This window comes from Micromonospora sp. NPDC005707, from assembly GCF_040631005.1.
Lineage (GTDB): Bacteria > Actinomycetota > Actinomycetes > Mycobacteriales > Micromonosporaceae > Micromonospora.
On sequence record NZ_JBEXYR010000002.1, the window covers coordinates 287,196 to 306,506 of the forward strand.

The window sequence follows — 19,311 nt, forward strand, 5'->3', positions numbered from 1 at the left end:
GCTCAGGCGACCAGGCCGGCCCGGAAACCGGCGGCCACGGCGTGCGCCCGATCGCGCGCGCCGAGCTTGCGGAACAGCCGGCGGGCGTGCGTCTTGACGGTGTCCTCCGAGACGAACAGCTCCCGCCCGATCTCCGCGTTGCTCTTCCCCTCGGCCATGCCGAGCAGCACCTGAAGCTCACGCTCCGTGAGGCCGATGGCGCTGCGCGGGGTGCGCGCCGGCCGCTGCGGGCCACCCGCCGGCGCGGGCTCCGCCTCGGCCGCCGCCGGGTCGGCCGGGTCCTCGCCGCGCTGCACCGGGACCACCGTGGGCCCTCCACCGGGACCCTCCGCCGACCCCGCCGGCCACGCGGCCCCCGCGGGGGTACGCCCCGGCGCCGCCGACCGGGCCGGCCCACCGACCGCCGCGGCGTCCCGGGCCGGGTCGGTGACCCGGTGCCGGTTCGTGCGCCCGGGGGCCGAGAGCAGCAGCAGCGCCTTGGCAACCGCGCTGGTCAGGTCGTGGTCGGCGTTCTGGATGAGGCCCCGCGCCCCGGCGCTGATGGTGGCCGCGGCGGCCTCCGACTCCTCGGCGCCGAGGAGCAGCACGGTGGCCTGCGGGGCGCGGGCGAGCACCCGGCGGACGAAGCCGGCGCTGTCCGGCCGGGTGAGGGCGGTGTCGGCGAGCACCACGTCGACCTGGCGCTCGGCGAGCCGCAGCATCACCTCGGGATCGGAGACGGCCGTCCGGAGTACGCCGGACAGCCCGAGCCGCGCCGCCGCGGAGGTCAAATGCTGGGCCGCGAGTGGTGTCCGAACGCACACGAGAACGCTACGCACAGTGGTCTCCTCTCCGACTCAGAGCAGACCACGACGGGGTGTGCTCGGGAGGAGGTTCCGGGCAATCATCCGAACTTTTCCGGCAGATGGGGCATATGCCGCCAACTGTCCGAGGTTTTCGATCACAGATGTGTGAGCGCGGGAAAGCCCGGGTACCGAGGGGTCACTCCGGAGACGGTGTCCCGCGCGGACCACCGCACCGGTAGGAGCTGGCCACGAAGATTCTCCGCGGTGCCGCGCGGGAGGAGGGGTGCTGATGTCGAACGTACGCAGGCTGCCCGGACCCATTGTCGACCTGTGGGACTGGCAGCGGCTCGGTGCCTGCCGCGGCCGGGACAGCGCGCAGTTCTTCCACCCGGACGGCGAGCGCGGCTCGTCGCGGCTGCGCCGCGAGTCCGGCGCCAAGGCCGTCTGCCGCGCCTGCCCGGTGCGCGCCGAGTGCGCCGCGCACGCCCTCTCGGTCCGCGAGCCCTACGGCGTGTGGGGCGGCTTCAGCGAGTCGGAGCGGCTGCGGCTGCTGGCCCTCGGCTGGGAGGACCTGGCCGACCGCCGGCAGGCCCGGGTGGACGTCGCCCGGCTGGAGGCCCGCCTCGGCCGGCCGCACAAGTCCGCCGTCCCGGACCAGCGCAAGATCGCCTGACGGCGACCCCGACCACCGCGACGCCGCGCCCCTCTCCCGGGGCGCGGCGTCGCCGCGTCACCGCCGAGCGGTCCTGCCGGCGTCGTCCGCCCGGCCCCGCTGCGGGCCCAAGAGGACCCGGCGGTGACTACGAACTTGATGACGTAGGTGAGTCGCCCGACCGGGACGACCACGGCCGCCGCCCTACGAACCTGATGACGTCGATGAGTCCGCCGGTGGAGTGGATGCCCGCGCGTCTGAGTCGTTCACGACATCAAGTTCGTAGCGTGCGACGAGGACCCTGCCGACCCGTCGGGCGGTGACCCCGGGCCACCCGTCGGCGGTTCACCGTGGCGGCCCTGTCACAGCGTTGTGGGGGCGGGGATCAGCCGACCTTGACGGGGACGGTGTGCCAGCCGGTGGCACCGTCCGGTGCGACCGGGCGCCGCTGCTCCGGCTGCGTCTCCCCGGTGGCGTCGGTGGCCCGGACCTGGAGCGTGTGGTCGCCCGGGGTGGCGTCCCACCGCCACGACCACTGCACCCAGGTGTCCACCGAGACGGTCGGGGCCAGGGTGGCCTCCCGCCAGGGGCCGCCGTCGACGCGTACCTCGACCTTGCGGATGCCCCGGTGCTGCGCCCAGGCCACCCCGGCGACCGTGACCGGGCCGGCGGTGAGCGGGTTGCGCCGGCGCGGCGTGTCGATCCGGGACTGCGTCCTGATCGGCCCCTGTGCCGACCACCCGCGCGGCACCCAGTACGCGTCGAAGTCCGCGAAGCTGGTCAACTCCAGCTCGGTCACCCACTTGCAGGCCGAGACGTACCCGTAGAGGCCGGGCACCACCACCCGCGCCGGGAAGCCGTGCTCGACCGGCAGGGGCTCGCCGTTCATCCCGACCGCGAGCAGCGCGTCCCGCCCGTCCCGCAGCACCGCCGTGGGGGTGCCGCAGGTCCAGCCGTCCACCGAACGGCCGACCACCTGGTCCGCTCCCTCCTCCGGCTCGACCTCGTCCAGCAGCTCCCGGATCGGCACGCCCAGCCAGCGGGCGTTGCCGATAAGGTCCCCGCCCACCTCGTTGGAGACGCAGGCCAGGGTGACGTAGCGCTCGACCATCGGCCGGGCGAGCAGGTCGTCGAAGCTCAGCTCGATCGGTTTGCGTACCCGGCCGTGGATGCGCAGCCGCCAGGTCGCCGGGTCGACCTGCGGCACCACCAGCGCGGTGTCGATCCGGTAGAACTCCCGGTTCGGGGTGACGAAGGGGGCGAGCCGGCTCACGGACAGGTCGGCGCCCGCCGGCACCGGTGGGGCGGGCGCCGCCGGGGCGGGCAGCCGCACCGCCTCGCGGGCCGCCGAGACGCCCCGCCGCCCGGCCAGCCAGTGCCCGCCGAGCCCGGCCACCGCTGCCGTGCCGGCCAGCAGGCCGACGCCACGCAGGAACCGGCGGCGCGACTCGTGGTCGCCGCCGTCGAGCGGCTCCCACCCGGCCGGACTCTCGTCCCGCGCGAGCGCAGCGACGGCCGGCGGCGGCTCGGGCGGCTTTGGCGCGGGCCGCTTTGGCGCGGAAGGCGTAGGCGCGGAAGGTGCGGGCCCGGAAGGCCCTGGCTCCGGCGCGGCTGGCGAGGGCCGCGGCCCGGCGCCCTCTCCGAGCGGACCCGCCACGAAGGCCCAGAGCGTCAGGGCCCCCAGCAGGCCGCCGACCAGGGAAGGCAGCGCGTCGAAGGCGTTCGCGCCGGCCCGGGTGAGCGCGGCGGTCACCCCGAGGGCGGCGAACGCGGCGATGCCGACCAGGCCGATCCGGAGCCGCCGGGCCGCCAGCACGCCGATCAGCGCCGCGATCGCGGCCAGCAGCACCGCCGTGCCGACCAGGAGGGCGAGCTTGTCGTACGTGCCGAAGACCGCGATGGCGAACTGCTTGAGCGGCTCCGGCACCACGTCGACGACCAGCCCGCCGACCGCGATGAGCGGGGCGGACCGGGGGCCGGTGAGGACGGCCACCGGTTCGGCGACGCCGATCGCGACGGCCGCGGCGGTCACCCCGGCCAGCGCGGCTCGACCGCGCGACATGGTGCTCACGGCGACCAGTGTCGTCGGTCGGAGCGGGCGACCGCCAACCTCGTCAGCGTTCCGTAAGCAGATACGGGTCAGGGCACACCGCCGGCTGGCGGTGTGCCCTGACGTCAGGCCGTACGACTCGGGATCAGAAGCCCGGGCCGTGCTGGTGGCCGTGCCCGTGGCCGTGGCCGTGACCGGCGTCGGCCGGCTCGGCCTTCTCCGGCTTCTCCACCACCAGGCTCTCGGTGGTGAGCAGCAGGCCGGCGATCGAGGCGGCGTTGGTGACCGCGTTGCGGGTCACCTTCACCGGGTCGAGGATGCCGGACTTGACCAGGTCGACGAACTCGCCGGTGGCGGCGTCGAGGCCGTTGCCCCACTCCTTGCCGGCGACCTTCTGCACCACGACGTAGCCGTCGTGGCCGGCGTTCTGCGCGATCCAGCGCAGCGGCTCGACCAGCGCCTTGCGCACGATCGAGACGCCGACCTTCTCGTCACCGGTGAAGCCCAGGTCGTCGTCGAGCACCGGCAGGATCTGGGCCAGGGCGGCGCCGCCACCCGGGACCGTGCCCTCCTCGACCGCGGCCTTGGTCGCGGCGATGGCGTCCTCGATGCGGTGCTTGCGCTCCTTCATCTCGACCTCGGTGGCCGCGCCGACCTTGATCACCGCGATGCCACCGGAGAGCTTCGCCAGCCGCTCGGCCAGCTTCTCCCGGTCCCACTCGGAGTCCGAGGCCTCGATCTCCTTGCGGATCTGGGCGACCCGGTCGGCGACCTCGGCGGCCTGGCCGCCACCGTCGACGACCGTGGTGTTCTCCTTGTCGACCACGACGCGACGGGCGGTGCCGAGCACCTCCAGGCCGACCTGGTCGAGCTTGTAGCCCAGCTCCGGGGCGACCAGCTCGGCGCCGGTCAGGATCGCCATGTCCTGGAGCATCGCCTTGCGGCGGTCGCCGAAGCCGGGGGCCTTCACGGCGCAGACCTTGATGGTCTTGCGGATCGCGTTGACCACCAGCGTGGACAGGGCCTGGCCCTCGACGTCCTCGGCGATGATGAGCAGCGGCTTGTTGTTCTGGAGAACCTTCTCCAGCAGCGGCAGCAGCTCCTCGATCGCCGAGATCTTCTGCGTGGTGATCAGGATGTACGGGTCCTCCAGGACCGACTCCTGCCCCTCCACGTCGGTGACGAAGTTCGGCGAGATGAAGCCCTTGTCGAACTGGAGACCCTCGGTCACCTCCAGCTCGGTGATCAGAGCAGAGCCCTCCTCGACGGTGATGACACCGTCGCGGCCGACCCGCTCCATCGCCTCGGCGATCAGCTCGCCGATGGTGCTGTCCTGCGCGGAGATCGTCGCGACGTGCGCGATCGACTCCTTGTCGGCCACCTCGACGGCCCGGCCGAGCAGCGCCTCGGAGACCTTGGCGGCCGCCGCGTCGACGCCCCGCTTGAGGCCGGTCGGGTTGGCCCCGGCGGCCACGTTGCGCAGGCCCTCGCGGACCATGGCCTGGGCCAGCACGGTCGCGGTGGTGGTCCCGTCGCCGGCGACGTCGTTGGTCTTGGTCGCCACCTCCTTGACCAGCTGCGCGCCGAGGTTCTCGTACGGGTTGGTGAGCTCGATCTCCTTGGCGATCGTCACGCCGTCATTGGTGATCGTGGGCGCACCAAACTTCTTGTCCAGGACGACGTTGCGCCCGCGCGGGCCGAGTGTGACCTTGACCGCGTCCGCGAGGGCGTTGACACCGTGCTCCAGCAGGTGCCGGGCGTCGTCCGAGAAGCTCAGGATCTTCGCCATCTGTATCCCTTCGAAGCGACGTTGCCCCGGCCCGGCGAGCCGGACCGGGGCAACGACACTGATCGGTTGCTTACTTCTCGATGACCGCGAGGACGTCGCGGGCGGAGAGCACCAGGTACTCCTCGCCGGCGTACTTGACCTCGGTGCCGCCGTACTTCGAGTAGAGGACGGTGTCGCCGACCTTGACGTCGATCGGCACGCGGTTGCCCTTGTCGTCGATCCGGCCCGGGCCGACAGCGAGGACGGTGCCCTCCTGCGGCTTCTCCTTGGCGGTGTCGGGGATCACGATGCCCGAGGCGGTGGTGGTCTCGGCCTCGTTCGCCTGGACCACGATGCGGTCCTCGAGCGGCTTGATCGCAACCTTGGTCGCGGTAGTCACGGGCATACCCTCCTGGGGTACTTGGTGTCGTTGCCGGTCGGCACGCCGACCAGCGTCAATCTGCCACATGCCACCGGGCGGGGCCGTCGTCGCGGGTGCCGGTCCGCCTGGCGCTCAACCCCCGGACACCAGGGCCCGGGCGTTGGCACCCTCAGGGTGAGAGTGCTAATCGCAGGTTATTCCTCGGCTAGCACTCCGTCAAGGAGAGTGCCAACGCGCCGCGCCTCGTGTCGCGTCATCCGGCCGGACCGGAGTCGACGACGACGGGCCACGAGGGGTCCGGGGCGGTCGGCCGGGGGTGGCCGGGAGAATGCCCGGGTGGACCTGGAACAGTTCGCCGCCCTGCGTACCCCCGAGGGGTCGGCCGCGCTCGACGCGGCGGCGCGGGTGGCCGGCGGCGACCCGCTGACGGCGGCGGCGGCGCTCCGCTCCGCCGGGGTGCCGGCCGGGCTCGCGGCGGCGGCGTTGACCCAGGCCGAGCTGCGCCGCCGTGCCGTGGGCAAGTTCGGCCCGGCGGCGGCCGGGATGTTCCTCACCCGGGCCGGCCTGGAGCAGGCCACCCGGGGGGTCGTGGCGCGGCGCCGGGCGGAGCGCCTGCGCGCCGCGGGCGTCGCCACCCTCGCCGACCTGGGGTGCGGCCTCGGGGCGGACGCGCTCGCCGCGGCCCGCGCCGGCATCCGGGTGTACGGCGTCGAGGCCGACCCGGTGACCGCCGCGATGGCCGCCGCGAACGCCGAGGCGGCCGGGCTGGGCGACCTGTTCACGGTGGAGTGTGGGGACGCCACGGCGTTCGACGTGGGCCGGGTCGACGGGGTCTTCTGCGACCCGGCCCGCCGGAAGGCCGGCACCGGCCGGCGCATCTTCGACCCGAACGCCTACTCGCCGCCCTGGGACTTCGTCACCGGGCTGGCCGAGCGGGTGCCGCACACGGTGGTGAAGGTGGCCCCGGGACTGGACCACGCGCTGATCCCGGCGGGCGCCGAGGCGGAGTGGGTGAGCGTCGACGGCGACCTGGTCGAGGCGACGCTCTGGTGCGGCGCGCTGGCGGCGGTGCCCCGCCGCGCCACCGTGCTCCGCGAGAAGGACGGACACCCACCCGACGCCTCCGGCGGAGCGGGGGTCGCCTCCTACCAGCTCACCGGCACCGGTGACGCCGAGGCGCCGGTGGGCCGGCCCCGCGGCTTCCTGTACGACCCGGACCCGGCGGTGGTGCGCGCGCACCTGGTCGCCGAGCTGGCCGGCGAGCTGGACGCGACGCTGGCCGACCCGAGCATCGCCTACCTGTACGGCGACGAGGCCCGGCCGACCCCGTTCGCCCGCTGCCTGGAGATCACCGACGTCCTGCCGTTCTCGCTGAAGCGGCTGCGCGCCCTGCTGCGGGAGCGCCGGGTCGGCCGCGTGGAGATCCTCAAGCGCGGCTCGGCGCTGGAGCCGGAGAAGCTGCGCCGGGATCTGCGGCTGGCCGGCGACGCGGCGGCCAGCCTGGTGCTGACCCGGGTGGCCGGCGCGCCGACCGTGCTGCTCTGCCGCCCGGTGCCCGGCTGAGTCAGGACGCCTCGCGGACGCGCAGGTCGGCCAGCCACACCTCGGCCAGGTCGCTGAGCGCGACGCCGAGGACCTCGCTGAGGCAGACCACGGTGCCGAACGCGGGTGCCGGAAGCCGGCCCACCTCGATCTTGCGCAGCGTCTCCGGCGAGATGCCGGCCGCCACGGCCACCTCGACGAGGCTGCGGTCGCCTCGCGCGACCCGGAGCGCCGCCCCGAGGCGTTGCCCCGCTGCGACCTGTTCCGGCGTGAGCGGTGGGCGAACCATGCCAGCAGGATAGACCCCGGCCGCCGTGGTATAAAAATACCGCAAGAGAAGGGGAGGGTTGATCGTGATCGAACTCAAGTCCGCCGAGGAGATCGACCGGATGGCCGTGACCGGCCAGTTCGTCGGCGAGCTGCTGGCGGAGCTGCGTGAGGTCGCCGCCGTCGGGGTCAACCTGATGGACCTCGAGCACCACGCCCGCCGCCGGATCAAGGAGCGTGGCGCGGCGTCCTGCTACTGGGACTACACGCCGTCGTTCGGCCGCGGCCCGTTCCGCAACGTCCTGTGCCTCTCGGTCAACGACGCCGTGCTGCACGGCCTGCCGCACCACTACGCCCTGCGCGACGGTGACCTGCTGAGCATCGACATGGCGGTCGGGATCGACGGCTGGGTCGCCGACTCCGCGCTGTCCGTCGTCGTCGGCACTCCCGCCCCGGACGACCTGAAGCTGATCGAGGCCACCGAGGTCGCGCTGGAGGCCGGGATCGACGCGGCGCAGGCGGGCAACCGGATCGGCGACATCTCCGCCGCCATCGCCGGGGTCGCCGGCCGCTACGGCTACCAGGTCAACAACGAATTCGGCGGCCACGGCATCGGCCGCACCATGCACGAGGCCCCACACGTGCCCAACACCGGCCGCTCCGGCCGGGGCATGAAGCTCAAGCCCGGCCTGACGATCGCGATCGAGCCGTGGTTGTGCCGCGGCACCGACAAGATCAGATTCGACGAGGACGGGTGGACGATCCGGTCCGCGGACGGCTCGCGCTCGGCCCACTCCGAGCACACCGTCGCGATCACCGAGGCCGGCCCCCGGGTGCTGACCCGCCGCTCCGGGCACAGCAGCAGGCCGGGCGACCGCACCGGGCAGGCTGCCGCGGGTTAGTTTGTCGCTCATGGCGGGACAGGGCACTCCGGCGACGGCACTGTTGACCAAGCGGAAGATCGCGCACAGCACCCACCCGTACGACGTCTCGCCGGACGCCCCGAACTACGGCGCCCTGGTCGCGGCGGCCCTCGGGGTGCCACCGGCCCAGGTGTTCAAGTCGCTGGTCACCGAGGTCGACGGCGCGCTGACCGTGGCGGTCGTGCCGGTCACCGGCGAGCTGGACCTCAAGGCCCTGGCCGCGGCGGCCGGCGGCAAGCGGGCGGCCATGGCGGACCGGACGGTGGCGGAGCGGGCCACCGGGTACGTCCGCGGCGGGATCAGCCCGCTCGGCCAGCGCAAGCGGCTGCCCACGGTCGTCGACGCCTCCGCGCTGGAGCATCCGACGGTCTACGTCTCGGCGGGGCGCCGCGGCCTGCAACTGCAGCTCGCCCCCGCCGACCTGGTCGCGCTGACCGGTGCCGTCACGGCGCCGATCGCCACCCGCTGAGCCACCTCTCCCCGGGTCGGCTGGGAGCGTTTCCGCACGCCACCCGGGGGAGCGCTCTCCGCACGGTGACGGCGGGGTGTCACTTGCGTTGCTGAATTGTTACTGCCGCCAACAAACTTCTGACCTCGGCTCCCTTGCGCGACTTCGGCGGGGAGGAATACGTTGCCGGGCACAACAAAACACCGACAACAACTCCCCCAACCCCCGAAAGGACCCATGCATATGCGCAAGGGCTTCCTCACCTTCGCGGCCGTCGGTCTTCTCGCGACCGGCAGCATGGCCGCCTGTGGTGACAACGGCGGTTCCGACCAGGCCGGCGGCTCGACCGACAAGAAGCCGAAGATCGGCGTGATCCTCCCCGACAGCAAGTCCTCCGCCCGGTGGGAGGGCGCGGACCGCAAGTACCTCAAGGAGGCGTTCGACGCGGCCGGCGTGGAGTCGGACATCCAGAACGCCCAGAACGACAAGAACGCCTTCCAGACCATCGCCGACCAGATGATCACCAACGGCGTCAACGTGCTGATGATCGTCAACCTGGACTCCGGCACCGGCAAGGCCGTGCTCGACAAGGCCAAGTCGCAGGGCGTCGCCACCATCGACTACGACCGGCTGACCCTGGGCGGCTCCGCCCAGTACTACGTCAGCTTCGACAACGAGGCGGTCGGCAAGCTCCAGGGCGAGGGCCTGAGCAAGTGCCTGACCGACAAGGGCGCCAAGAACCCGTCGATCGCCTACCTCAACGGTTCGCCGACCGACAACAACGCGACCCTGTTCAAGAACGGGTACGACTCGGTGCTCAAGCCGAAGTTCGACTCGAAGGAGTACACCAAGGTCGCCGACGACTCGGTGCCGGCCTGGGACAACGCGCAGGCCGCCACGATCTTCGAGCAGCAGCTCACCAAGGCCGGCGGCAAGATCGACGGGGTGCTGGCCGCCAACGACGGCCTCGGCAACGCGGCCATCTCGGTGCTGAAGAAGAACAAGCTCAACGGCAAGGTCCCGGTGACCGGTCAGGACGCCACCAAGGAGGGCCTGCAGAACATCCTCCTGGGCGACCAGTGCATGACGGTCTACAAGGCGGTCAAGAAGGAGGCGGACGCCGCCGCCGAGCTGGCCATCGGGCTGGCCAAGGGCCAGAAGAAGGACACCGGCCAGACCGTCAAGGACCCGGAGGGCGGACGGGACGTCCCGGCCGTGCTGCTGGAGCCGAAGGCGATCTACAAGGACAACGTGAAGGACGTCGTGACGGACGGCTACGTCACCAAGGACGAGCTCTGCACCGGCAACTTCGCCAAGCTCTGCACCGACGCCGGCATCAGCTGACCCATCCCCCCGCACCAGGCGGCGCCGCCCGGCACGGACACCCGTGCCGGGCGGCGCCGACGCCGGACGGGATCCGAGACCTCCCCTCCGTTCCCAAGGAGAACCCCGTGTCCGCAACCCCCCTGCTGGAGCTACGCGGGATCGACAAGAGCTTCGGTCCCGTCCAGGTGCTGCGCGACGTGGCCTTCGCCGCGTACCCCGGCGAGGTGACCGCGCTGGTCGGCGACAACGGCGCCGGCAAGTCGACCCTGGTCAAGTGCATCAGCGGCATCCATCCCACCGACGGCGGCGAGTTCCACTTCGACGGCCGGCCGGTGAGCATCAACAGCCCCCGGGACGCCGCCGCGCTGGGCATCGAGGTCGTCTACCAGGACCTCGCGCTCTGCGACAACCTCGACATCGTGCAGAACATGTTCCTCGGCCGGGAGAAGCGCAGCGGCATCGTGCTCGACGAGCCGACCATGGAGCAGATGGCCGCCGAGACCCTGGCCGGGCTGAGCGTGCGGACCGTCAAGTCGCTGCGCCAGCACGTGTCCAGCCTCTCCGGCGGCCAGCGCCAGACCGTGGCCATCGCCAAGGCGGTGCTCTGGAACAGCCGGCTGGTCATCCTGGACGAGCCGACCGCCGCCCTCGGCGTCGCGCAGACCGCCCAGGTGCTGGAGCTGGTCCGCCGGCTCGCCGACAACGGCCTGGCCGTGGTGCTCATCTCGCACAACATGAACGACGTCTTCGCGGTCTCCGACCGCATCGCCGCGCTCTACCTCGGCCAGATGGTCGCCCAGGTGAAAACCAGCGACATCACGCACGCGCAGGTGGTCGAGCTGATCACCGCCGGTCGCTCCGGCGACCTCGGCCTCGCCGATTCGGGCAGCAACGGCACCGGCGCCGCGCCCGCCGACACGACTCCAGGAGCCGTCCGATGACCACCACCGCCGTCAAGAGGGAGGGCCCCGCCGCGGTCACGCCAGCGCCCACCGTCGGCACCCACCTCAGCAACTACTGGCGCCGGGTACGCGGTGGCGACATCGGCGCGCTGCCCGCCGTGTTCATGCTCCTCGCGCTCGCCGCCGGCTTCTCGATCGCCCGCCCGACGTTCTTCACGGCCGGCAACTTCGCCAACCTGTTCACCCAGGGCGCCGCGGTCACCCTGATCGCGATGGGCCTGGTCTTCGTCCTGCTGCTCGGCGAGATCGACCTCTCCGCCGGCTTCGCGAGCGGCGTCTGCGCCGCCATCCTGGCCAACGTGGTGACCGAACTCGGCTACCCGTGGTACGTCGCGGTGCTCGCCGCCGTCGCCACCGGCCTGGCGATCGGCATCGGGCTCGGCCTGCTGGTCGCGAAGGTGGGCATCCCCTCCTTCGTGGTCACCCTGGCCGGCTTCCTCGCCTTCCAGGGCATCGTGCTGATGCTCATGAAGGAGGGCTCCAACATCTCGGTGCGGGACGACGTCCTCCTCGCCATCGCCAACCGCAACCTTCCCACCGCGCTCGGCTGGGCGCTGGCCGCGGTGGCCGTCGCCGGGTACGGGGCCGTGCAACTGCTCCGCCACCGCAACCGGGCCGCCCGCGGCCTGCTCACCGACCCGTTCGCGGTGGTGGTGGCCCGGATCGCCGGCCTCGCGGTCATCCTTGGCGCCGCGGTCTACGTGCTCAACCTGGAGCGCAGCCGCAACGTGCTGGTCGTCTCGCTCAAGGGCGTGCCGATCGTGGTGCCGATCATCGCGGTGCTGCTGGTCGTCTGGACCTTCGTGCTCCAGCGCACCAGCTACGGCCGGCACGTCTACGCGGTCGGCGGCAACGCCGAGGCGGCCCGCCGGGCCGGCATCAACGTCGACCGGATCCGCATCTCCGTCTTCGTCATCTGCTCCACGATGGCGGCGATCGGCGGCATCGTGGCGGCCAGCCGGGCCAACTCGGTCGACCCCAACACGGGTGGCAGTAACGTACTGCTCTACGCCGTCGGCGCGGCGGTGATCGGCGGCACCAGCCTCTTCGGCGGCAAGGGCCGGGTCCTCGACGCCGTGCTCGGCGGCGCGGTGGTCGCGGTCATCGACAACGGTATGGGACTGATGGGTTACAGCTCGGGCGTGAAGTACGTGGTCACCGGCGTGGTGCTGCTCGCCGCCGCCACCATCGACGCGCTGTCCCGCCGGCGGGCCGCCGCGACCGGCACCCGCTGAACCCGGCACGGAACATGACGGTGGCGATGCGCGCGGGACCGAGCCAGGACGAGATCCGCCGGCAGAACCTGGGCGCACTGCTCCGGTACGTGCACGTGCGCGGCGCCACCAGCCGCGCGGAGCTGACCACCGCGCTCGGCCTCAACCGCAGCACCATCGGCGCGCTGACCGCCGACCTGGCCGGCGTCGGTCTGGTCAGCGAGGGGACGCCGAAGGAGACCGGCCGGGCCGGACGACCGTCGCTGGTCGTCCGGCCCGAGTCGGCCCGCGTCTACGCGTACGCGTACAGCGTCGAGGTGGACCGGCTGCGGGCCGCGCGGGTCGGGCTCGGCGGTGAGGTGCTCGACCGCCGCGAGCTGGAACGGCCGCGGAACCTGGTCGCCGGGGACGCCGCGCCGCTGCTGGCCGACGCGGTCCGGGAGATGCACCGGGCCGTGCCGGCCGACTCGATGTGCGTCGGGGTCGGCCTGGCGGTCTGCGGCATGGTCCGCCGCGAGGACGGGCTGGTCCGGCTCAGCCCGACCACCGGCTGGGTGGACGAGCCGATCGGCGCGGCGCTCGCCGCCGAGCTGGGCGTCGACGTGCCCATCACCGTGGGCAACGTGGCCGACGTGGCCGCCTTCGCCGAGCACGCCCGGGGTGTCGCCGCGGGCTGCGACAACGTCATCTACCTCTACGGGGACGTCGGTGTCGGTGCCGGCATCATCGCGGGCGGGCGGCGGCTCACCGGGCACGGCGGCTACAGCGGCGAGGTCGGCCACATGGTGGTGGTCCGCGACGGGATGCGCTGCGACTGCGGGCGGCGCGGCTGCTGGGAGACCGAGATCGGCGAGCACGGGCTGCTCCGCGCCGCCGGCCGCTCCGACGCCCGGGGCCGGGAGGCGCTGCTGGCCGTCTTCGACGCGGCCGACCGGGGCGACGCGCGGGCCCAGACCGCCGTGCGGCAGGCCGGCGACTGGCTCGGCTTCGGCGTGGCCAACCTGGTCAACATCTTCAACCCCGAGATGGTGATCTTCGGCGGCACCATGCGCGACCTCTACCTGGCCGCCGCCGCCCAGGTGCGCAGCCGGCTCAACTCCAACGGGCTGCCCGCCTGCCTGGAGCACGTGCGGCTGCGCACCCCGAAGCTCGGTGACGACGCGGCGCTGATCGGCGCCGCCGAGCTGGCCTTCGAACGCCTCCTCGCCGACCCGCTCGACGTCGGCTGACCGCCCGCCGGAACCGGTGAACTGAAACGGCTCGTGATCCGTACCAGTGGTCGGACGGACGGCCGCGGGGGCGGCCGTCCGCGCCATCCCGCGTACCGGTCCGGACCGAGGAGGCACCGCAACCATGGCACCGCTGGAATCCGCACGCCGCCGGCTGGCGCACCGGGTGATCCTGCTGCTCGTCGCGCTCGGCGCGGGGATCGGCGTCCTTCCCGGCGCGGCACAGGCCGCACCCAACCCCGTTGTCCAGCTCAACGCCGCCGACATGACGCTGCTCAACGGCGTACGGCTGGCGGGGCTCTGGGAGATGCCGGCCGGGCAGATGGCCGCCGAGAAGGGCCAGTCGAAGCGGGTACGGGAGATCGGCGCGGAGATCGCGCGACAGCACGGCGTCCTGGACCAGCTCGTGGTCGAGGCCGCGAACAAGCTGGGCGCCACCCTGCCGACCACACCGACCACCCAGCAGCAGGGCTGGCTGACTGAGATGCAGAACGCCACCGGCGCCCAGTTCGACCAGATCTTCGTGACCCGGCTGCGGGTCGCGCACGGCAACATCTTCCCGGTGATCGGCGCCGTCCGGGCCAGCACCCGGGATCCGATCGTGCGCAAGCTCGCCGACCAGACGAACACCTTCGTCACCAACCACATGCTGATGCTGGAGAGCACCGGGCTGGTCCGCTGGCAGCAGCTCCCGCCTCCCGCGATGCCCCCGGCGCAGAGCGATTCGCTGATCGCCGCGGCCGGGGCCAACGTCGGCAGCAACGGCGGGATCCAGGTCAGCACCACCGTCGTGTGGGCCGTCTTCCTGCTCGCCCTGTCCACCGGCGGCTACGCGACCTGGCGGCTGCTGCGCCGCTCCTGACCGCGCCGCCCGCACGGGGCCCCCACCGGTGTTCCGGTGGGGGCCTTCCGCTCAGCCGTGCCAGGACCGCCAGAGGGCGGCGTAGGAGCCGCCGGCCGCGACCAGCTCGTCGTGCGAACCCAGCTCGGTGATCCGGCCGTCCTCGACCACCGCCACCCGGTCCGCGTCGTGGGCGGAGAACAGCCGGTGCGCGATGGCGATGACGGTCCGGCCCTGGAGCACCGCGGCCAGCGAGCGTTCCAGCGCCCGGGCCGCCCGCGGGTCGATCAGCGAGGTGGCCTCGTCCAGCACCAGGGTGTGCGGGTCGGCGAGCACCAGCCGGGCCAGCGCGACCTGCTGCGCCTGGGCCGGCGAGAGCGGGTGCCCGCCCGCGCCGACGCGGGTGTCCAGCCCGTCCGGCAGCGCCTCCGCCCAGTCCCGCGCGTCGACCGCGGCCAGCGCCGCCCGCACCTCGGCGGGCCCGGCGTCCGGGCGGACCATCGCCACGTTGTCGGCGAGGGTGCCGATGAAGACGTGGTGCTCCTGGCTGACCAGCGCGACGTGGGTGCGCAGCTCGGCCAGGGGCAGCCCGGACAGCGGCCGGCCGTCCACGGTCACCGTCCCGGCGCGCGGCTCGTGCACCCCGGCCAGCAGCCGGCCCAGCGTGGACTTGCCCGCGCCGGACGGGCCGACCATGGCCAGCTTCTCCCCCGGCCGGGGCACCAGGGTCACCCCGTGCAGCACGTCGTGGCCGGCGCGGTACGCGTACCGGACGTCGTGGGCGGCGAGCCGCCCGTCGTCGCTGACCGGCCGCCGGTCGGGCGACGCGCCCCCGGCCGGCCGGTCGGCGGGTTCGGCGGCCACGCCGAGCAGCCGGGCCAGCGAGGCGCCGCCGACCTGGAACTCGTCCAGCCAGGAGAGCAGCCGGTCGACCGGGTCCACCAGCTGCTGGGCGTAGAGGGTGGCCGCGGTGACCTGCCCGAGGCTGGCCCAGCCCTTCAGGTAGAACCAGCCGCCGAGCAGCAGCGTGCCGGCCACCGGCAGCACGTAGCCGATCTCGGCGATCGGGAAGAACACCGTCCGCAGGTTCAGGGTGTAGTACTCGGCCGCGTACGACCGGCGGATGTCGGCATCGGTGCGGGCCCGGCGGCGGGCCGCCTGGCGCAGCGCCTCGGTGGTCCGCGCGCCCTCGACCGTCTCGCTGATCCCGTCGGTGATGTCGGAGTACGCGGCGTTCTCCCGCAGGTAGCCGGCGGGAGCCCGGCGCAGGTACCAGCGGGTGCCGGCGACCAGCATCGGCACCGCGAGCAGACAGGGCAGCACCAGCAGCGGGCCGGTCAGCACCAGCGCGCCCAGGATCAGCAGCACGGTGACCGCCGCGATCAGCGTCTCCGGTGCGGCGAACCGGACCGTCCGGGACAGCGCGGCGACGTCCCGGGACGTGCGGGTGAGCAGGTCGCCGGTGCCGGCGCGCTCCACCGTGGACAGCGGCAGGGCCAGCACCCGGTCGACGAACTCCTCGCGCAGCTCGGCGAGGACCCGCTCGCCCAGCCGGGCCGAGGCCAGGTGGGCGAAGCGGACCAGCACCGACTGGGCGACCACGAAGCCGGCGATGGCCAGGGCGATCCGGTCGACGGTCACCGCGCCGACCCCGCGCGAGATCCCCTCGACCAGGTCGCCGAGCAGCCGGGGCGCGACCAGGCCGGCGGCCGCGGCGAGAGCGTGCAGGCCGAGCGCGGCGGCCAGGCCGCGCGGGTGGCGGCGGAACAGCTCCCGCGCGTACCGGCGGACCTGCTGCGCGTCGGCGACGGGCAGGGCGTTGCTCACCGGTCCTCCTCCCGGCTCACCGTGGCCCGGTACCGGGGCTCGGCGGCGAGCAACTCGTCGTGGCGGCCCTCGGCGACCACCTTGCCGTCCTCCACGAAGACCACGTGCTCGGCGCGGCCGAGCACCAGCGGGCTGGTGGTGCAGACCAGCGTCGTCCGGCCGCGTCGCGCGGCGGCCAGCCGGTCGGCGATGCGCGCCTCGGTGTGCGCGTCCACCGCGCTGGTCGGCTCGACCAGGATCAGCGTCTCCGGGTCGGCGACCAGCGCCCGGGCCAGCCGCAACCGCTGCCGCTGCCCGCCGGAGAACTCCCGGCCGCGCTCGGCGACCGGGCCGTCCAGGCCGCCGGGCAGCGCCTCGACGATGTCCGTCGCGCTCGCCGCGACGAGCGCCGCCTCGACCGCGCGGGAATCCGCCCGGTCGTGCGGGTCCAGCTCCGTGCGGAGCGCGCCGCTGAACAGCTGCGCGTCGTTGTCGGCCACCAGGATCCGCTCGCGCACCGTCGCCAGCGCCACGTCCCGCAGCGGTACGCCGTGCAGCGTCACGTCCCCGTCGGCGTACCGGCCGAGCCGGTCGGCGATCTCAGTGGCGTCCTCGGGCGCGGTGGCGGCCAACGCGGTGAGCCGGCCCGGCCGCAGCACCAGCCCGGAGCGCACGTCCACCAGCTCGCCCGGCCCCTCGGGCACCGGCACCGGGCGCGCCGGGTCGGTGAACTCGGGGGCGAGGCGGAGCAGCCGCACCACCCGCCGGGCCGCCACGTGCCCCCGGGTCAGCTTGTCGGCCGCCTCGGTGAGGTTGCGCAGCGGGCTGACCAGGAACGCCGTGTAGCCGTAGAAGGAGACCAACTGGCCGGCGCTGATCTCGCCACGCAGCGCGAACCGCGCCCCGAGCCAGGTCACCAGCACCACGAAGACGCCGGGCAGCAGGATCTGCGCGGCCTGGATGAGCGACTCGACCCGGGCCACCCGCAGGCCGTCGGCCCGCAGCGCCTGGGACTGCTCCCGGTAGCGGGCGCCCAGCACCGGCTCCCCGCCCACCCCGCGCAGCACCCGCAGCCCGGAGACGATGTCGCCGGCCCGGGCGGTCAGCTCACCGGTCGACTCCCGGTACGCCGCCTGCTGCCGGTGCAGCGGCCGGATGAGCAGCGCCACCAGCCCCATGAGCAGCGGCACCCCGAGCACCACCACGAGGCCGAGCGGCACGGAGGCGGTGAGCAGGATCACCGACACGGTGGCGATCGCGACCACCGCGCCGGTGCCCCGGGCGGTGATGTCGACCGCGCTGCCGATGTGCTCGATGTCGGCCGTACCGATGCTCACCACCTCACCCGCGGCGACCCGGCGGGGCAGCGCGGCGCCGAGCCGGTTGGTGGCGTCCACGGTGACCTGCACGGTCCGGTAGGCGGCGCCGAGCCAGTTGTGCACCGCGCAGCGGTGCCGCAGGATGCCCGTCGTCGCCTGGACGACGCCCAGCCCGAGCAGGACGAGACCCCAGCGGAGCAGGGCGTCCGGGTCACGGTGGGCCAGGCCGGCGTCGATGGCCCGGCCGACGGCGGCCGGCATCAGCGCCTGGGCCACCATCCAGGTGACGCCGAGGGCGATGGCGCCGCCGAAGAGCAGGGGGTGCCGACCGGCGAGCCAGACCAGGTAACGGGTGGCGGACCGGGTGTCGGGGGCGCCGGGATCGCCGGCGGGTGAGAAACGCATGACCACCCGACGCTAAGTGCCGCGCCGGGGTGGACGCCAACCAGTTTCCCGCCGGTCAGGCGGCCCGCCGGGTCAGCGATCGACCTGCGTGAAGTCCCAGCTGTGCGGGGGCCGGGCGACCAGCCGCATGGGCGGCTCGGGCAGCTCCCGCGGGCTGCTCCGCCACCTCGAGATCACCACCACCCGGTGGTCCGTGGAGGAGAACACCTCGCTGGACAGGTGCAGCGGTTCGTGCTCGAACTCGGGCAGCGCGGTCTCGCACACCCAGGTGATCAGGTCGGCGAACCCGTACGGCTCCGCCTTCGCCTCCCACATCCGGACGATCACGTCGGTCCCCTCCCGCCTCAGACGCTGACCACGGTCAGCGGCATGGCGGAGTCGGCCGGCAGGTCCAGCCGGCTCGGGGCGACGCCCGCGGCGACCAGATGCGAGCCGAGCGCGGCCACCATGGCGCCGTTGTCGGTGCAGAGCTTCGGCCGGGGCGTACGCACCCGGACGCCGTGCTTCGCCGCCCGGTGCTCGGCCATCGCCCGCAGCCGCGAGTTGGCCGCCACCCCGCCGCCGATCACCAGCGTGTCGATGCCGCTGCTGCGGCAGGCGTCCAGAGCCTTGCCGACCAGCACGTCGCAGACCGCCTCCTGGAATGACGCGGCCACGTCGGCCACCGGCACCGGCTCGCCGGCCCGCTGCCGCGCCTCCACCCAGCGGGCCACCGCCGTCTTCAGGCCCGAGAAGGAGAAGTCGAAACGGTGCCCGGCCAGGTCCTTGGGCGCGGTCAGCCCGCGCGGGAACGCGATCGCCGCCGGGTTACCGGCCCGCGCCTCCCGGTCGATGAACGGGCCGCCCGGGAAGGGCAGCCCGAGTAGCCGGGCCACCTTGTCGAACGCCTCGCCGGCCGCGTCGTCGATGGTCGCGCCGAGCGGCGTGACCTCCCGGGCCAGGTCGTCGACGCGCAGCAGCGAGGAGTGCCCGCCGGAGACCAGCAGGGCGATGGCCGGCTCGGGCAGCGGACCGTGCTCCAGGGTGTCCACGGCCACGTGCGCGGCGAGGTGGTTCACCCCGTACACCGGCTTCTCGGCGGCCACCGCGTACCCCTTGGCGGCGGCGACCCCGACGAGCAGCGCGCCGGCCAGGCCCGGCCCGGAGGTCACGGCGATCGCGTCGATGTCGGCGATCGTCACCCCGGCCTCGCGCAGCGCCCGGTCCATGGTCGGCACGATGGCCTCCAGGTGGGCGCGGCTGGCCACCTCGGGCACCACGCCACCGAACCGGGCGTGCTCCTCGACGCTGGAGGCGAGCGCGTCCGCCAGCAGGGTGTGCCCGCGGACGATGCCCACCCCGGTCTCGTCGCAGGAGGTCTCGATGCCGAGGATCAGTGGTTCGTCAGCCATG

The 19,311-nt window shown here is 73.6% G+C and carries 18 protein-coding genes; 9 read left to right on the plus strand and 9 right to left on the minus strand.

All coding sequences use genetic code 11. From position 1 onward, the window contains the following. Positions 1-2: 2 nt before the first annotated feature. Positions 3-818 (minus strand): response regulator transcription factor, encoded by an 816-nt coding sequence (locus ABZ452_RS03855; RefSeq protein ID WP_357938649.1) that lies wholly within the window; start codon positions 816-818, stop codon positions 3-5. A 256-nt stretch (positions 819-1,074) separates the two neighbouring features. Here ABZ452_RS03855 and ABZ452_RS03860 point away from each other — a divergent pair, with 256 nt between their 5' ends. After that, on the plus strand, positions 1,075-1,458 hold the full coding sequence (locus ABZ452_RS03860) for a WhiB family transcriptional regulator (RefSeq protein WP_357938651.1): 384 nt from the start codon (positions 1,075-1,077) through the stop codon (positions 1,456-1,458). 364 nt (positions 1,459-1,822) lie between these two features. Here the strand turns inward: ABZ452_RS03860 and ABZ452_RS03865 are convergent, their stop codons facing one another. The 3 genes from ABZ452_RS03865 to groES form a co-directional block, all read right to left on the minus strand. Then, positions 1,823-3,508: a molybdopterin-dependent oxidoreductase gene (locus ABZ452_RS03865; protein ID WP_357938653.1), complete on the minus strand. Its 1,686-nt coding sequence runs from the start codon at positions 3,506-3,508 to the stop codon at positions 1,823-1,825. Positions 3,509-3,632: 124 nt separating this feature from the next. Then, entirely contained in the window at positions 3,633-5,276 is a 1,644-nt protein-coding gene (groL, locus tag ABZ452_RS03870) for a chaperonin GroEL (RefSeq protein WP_357938655.1), read from the minus strand. A 70-nt stretch (positions 5,277-5,346) separates the two neighbouring features. Further along, positions 5,347-5,661, minus strand: coding sequence for a co-chaperone GroES (gene groES, locus ABZ452_RS03875; RefSeq protein ID WP_018222648.1), 315 nt, complete (start codon positions 5,659-5,661; stop codon positions 5,347-5,349). A 312-nt stretch (positions 5,662-5,973) separates the two neighbouring features. Here groES and ABZ452_RS03880 point away from each other — a divergent pair, with 312 nt between their 5' ends. Then, a complete protein-coding gene (locus tag ABZ452_RS03880; RefSeq protein WP_357938657.1) occupies positions 5,974-7,200 on the plus strand; it encodes a methyltransferase domain-containing protein in 1,227 nt (408 codons plus the stop codon). A 1-nt stretch (position 7,201) separates the two neighbouring features. Here ABZ452_RS03880 and ABZ452_RS03885 read toward each other — a convergent pair whose 3' ends face one another. Further along, positions 7,202-7,468 carry a helix-turn-helix transcriptional regulator gene (locus ABZ452_RS03885; protein WP_357938659.1) on the minus strand — a complete coding sequence of 89 codons (267 nt, stop codon included), beginning with the start codon at positions 7,466-7,468 and terminating at the stop codon, positions 7,202-7,204. Positions 7,469-7,532: 64 nt separating this feature from the next. Between ABZ452_RS03885 and map the strand changes: the two genes are divergently transcribed. The 7 genes from map to ABZ452_RS03920 all read left to right on the plus strand — a co-directional run bounded on the left by map (position 7,533) and on the right by ABZ452_RS03920 (position 14,410). Next, positions 7,533-8,348, plus strand: coding sequence for a type I methionyl aminopeptidase (gene map, locus ABZ452_RS03890; protein WP_357938661.1), 816 nt, complete (start codon positions 7,533-7,535; stop codon positions 8,346-8,348). Positions 8,349-8,358: 10 nt separating this feature from the next. Further along, entirely contained in the window at positions 8,359-8,838 is a 480-nt protein-coding gene (gene ybaK / locus ABZ452_RS03895; RefSeq protein ID WP_357938664.1) for a Cys-tRNA(Pro) deacylase, read from the plus strand. A 222-nt stretch (positions 8,839-9,060) separates the two neighbouring features. Then, positions 9,061-10,161, plus strand: coding sequence for a substrate-binding domain-containing protein (locus ABZ452_RS03900; protein WP_357938666.1), 1,101 nt, complete (start codon positions 9,061-9,063; stop codon positions 10,159-10,161). A 107-nt stretch (positions 10,162-10,268) separates the two neighbouring features. Then, a complete protein-coding gene (locus tag ABZ452_RS03905) occupies positions 10,269-11,084 on the plus strand; it encodes an ATP-binding cassette domain-containing protein (protein ID WP_357938668.1) in 816 nt (271 codons plus the stop codon). Continuing rightward, positions 11,081-12,340: an ABC transporter permease gene (locus ABZ452_RS03910; protein WP_357938670.1), complete on the plus strand. Its 1,260-nt coding sequence runs from the start codon at positions 11,081-11,083 to the stop codon at positions 12,338-12,340. The genes ABZ452_RS03905 and ABZ452_RS03910 overlap by 4 nt, the downstream gene beginning before the upstream one ends. Before the next feature lie 26 nt (positions 12,341-12,366). Beyond that, entirely contained in the window at positions 12,367-13,548 is a 1,182-nt protein-coding gene (locus tag ABZ452_RS03915; RefSeq protein ID WP_357938672.1) for an ROK family protein, read from the plus strand. Between the two features lie 124 nt (positions 13,549-13,672). After that, entirely contained in the window at positions 13,673-14,410 is a 738-nt protein-coding gene (locus ABZ452_RS03920; protein WP_357938674.1) for a DUF4142 domain-containing protein, read from the plus strand. Positions 14,411-14,461: 51 nt separating this feature from the next. On the opposite strand, the gene ABZ452_RS03925 is transcribed toward ABZ452_RS03920, so the two are convergent. The 4 genes from ABZ452_RS03925 to tsaD form a co-directional block, all read right to left on the minus strand. Further along, positions 14,462-16,216, minus strand: a complete 1,755-nt coding sequence (locus ABZ452_RS03925; RefSeq protein WP_357938676.1) for an ABC transporter ATP-binding protein — start codon at positions 16,214-16,216, stop codon at positions 14,462-14,464. Further along, positions 16,213-17,919, minus strand: a complete 1,707-nt coding sequence (locus ABZ452_RS03930; protein ID WP_357938678.1) for an ABC transporter ATP-binding protein — start codon at positions 17,917-17,919, stop codon at positions 16,213-16,215. The genes ABZ452_RS03925 and ABZ452_RS03930 overlap by 4 nt, the downstream gene beginning before the upstream one ends. Before the next feature lie 72 nt (positions 17,920-17,991). Then, a complete protein-coding gene (locus ABZ452_RS03935) occupies positions 17,992-18,246 on the minus strand; it encodes a hypothetical protein (RefSeq protein WP_357938680.1) in 255 nt (84 codons plus the stop codon). A 17-nt stretch (positions 18,247-18,263) separates the two neighbouring features. After that, positions 18,264-19,310 (minus strand): tRNA (adenosine(37)-N6)-threonylcarbamoyltransferase complex transferase subunit TsaD, encoded by a 1,047-nt coding sequence (gene tsaD, locus ABZ452_RS03940; protein ID WP_357938682.1) that lies wholly within the window; start codon positions 19,308-19,310, stop codon positions 18,264-18,266. Position 19,311: the final 1 nt, after the last annotated feature.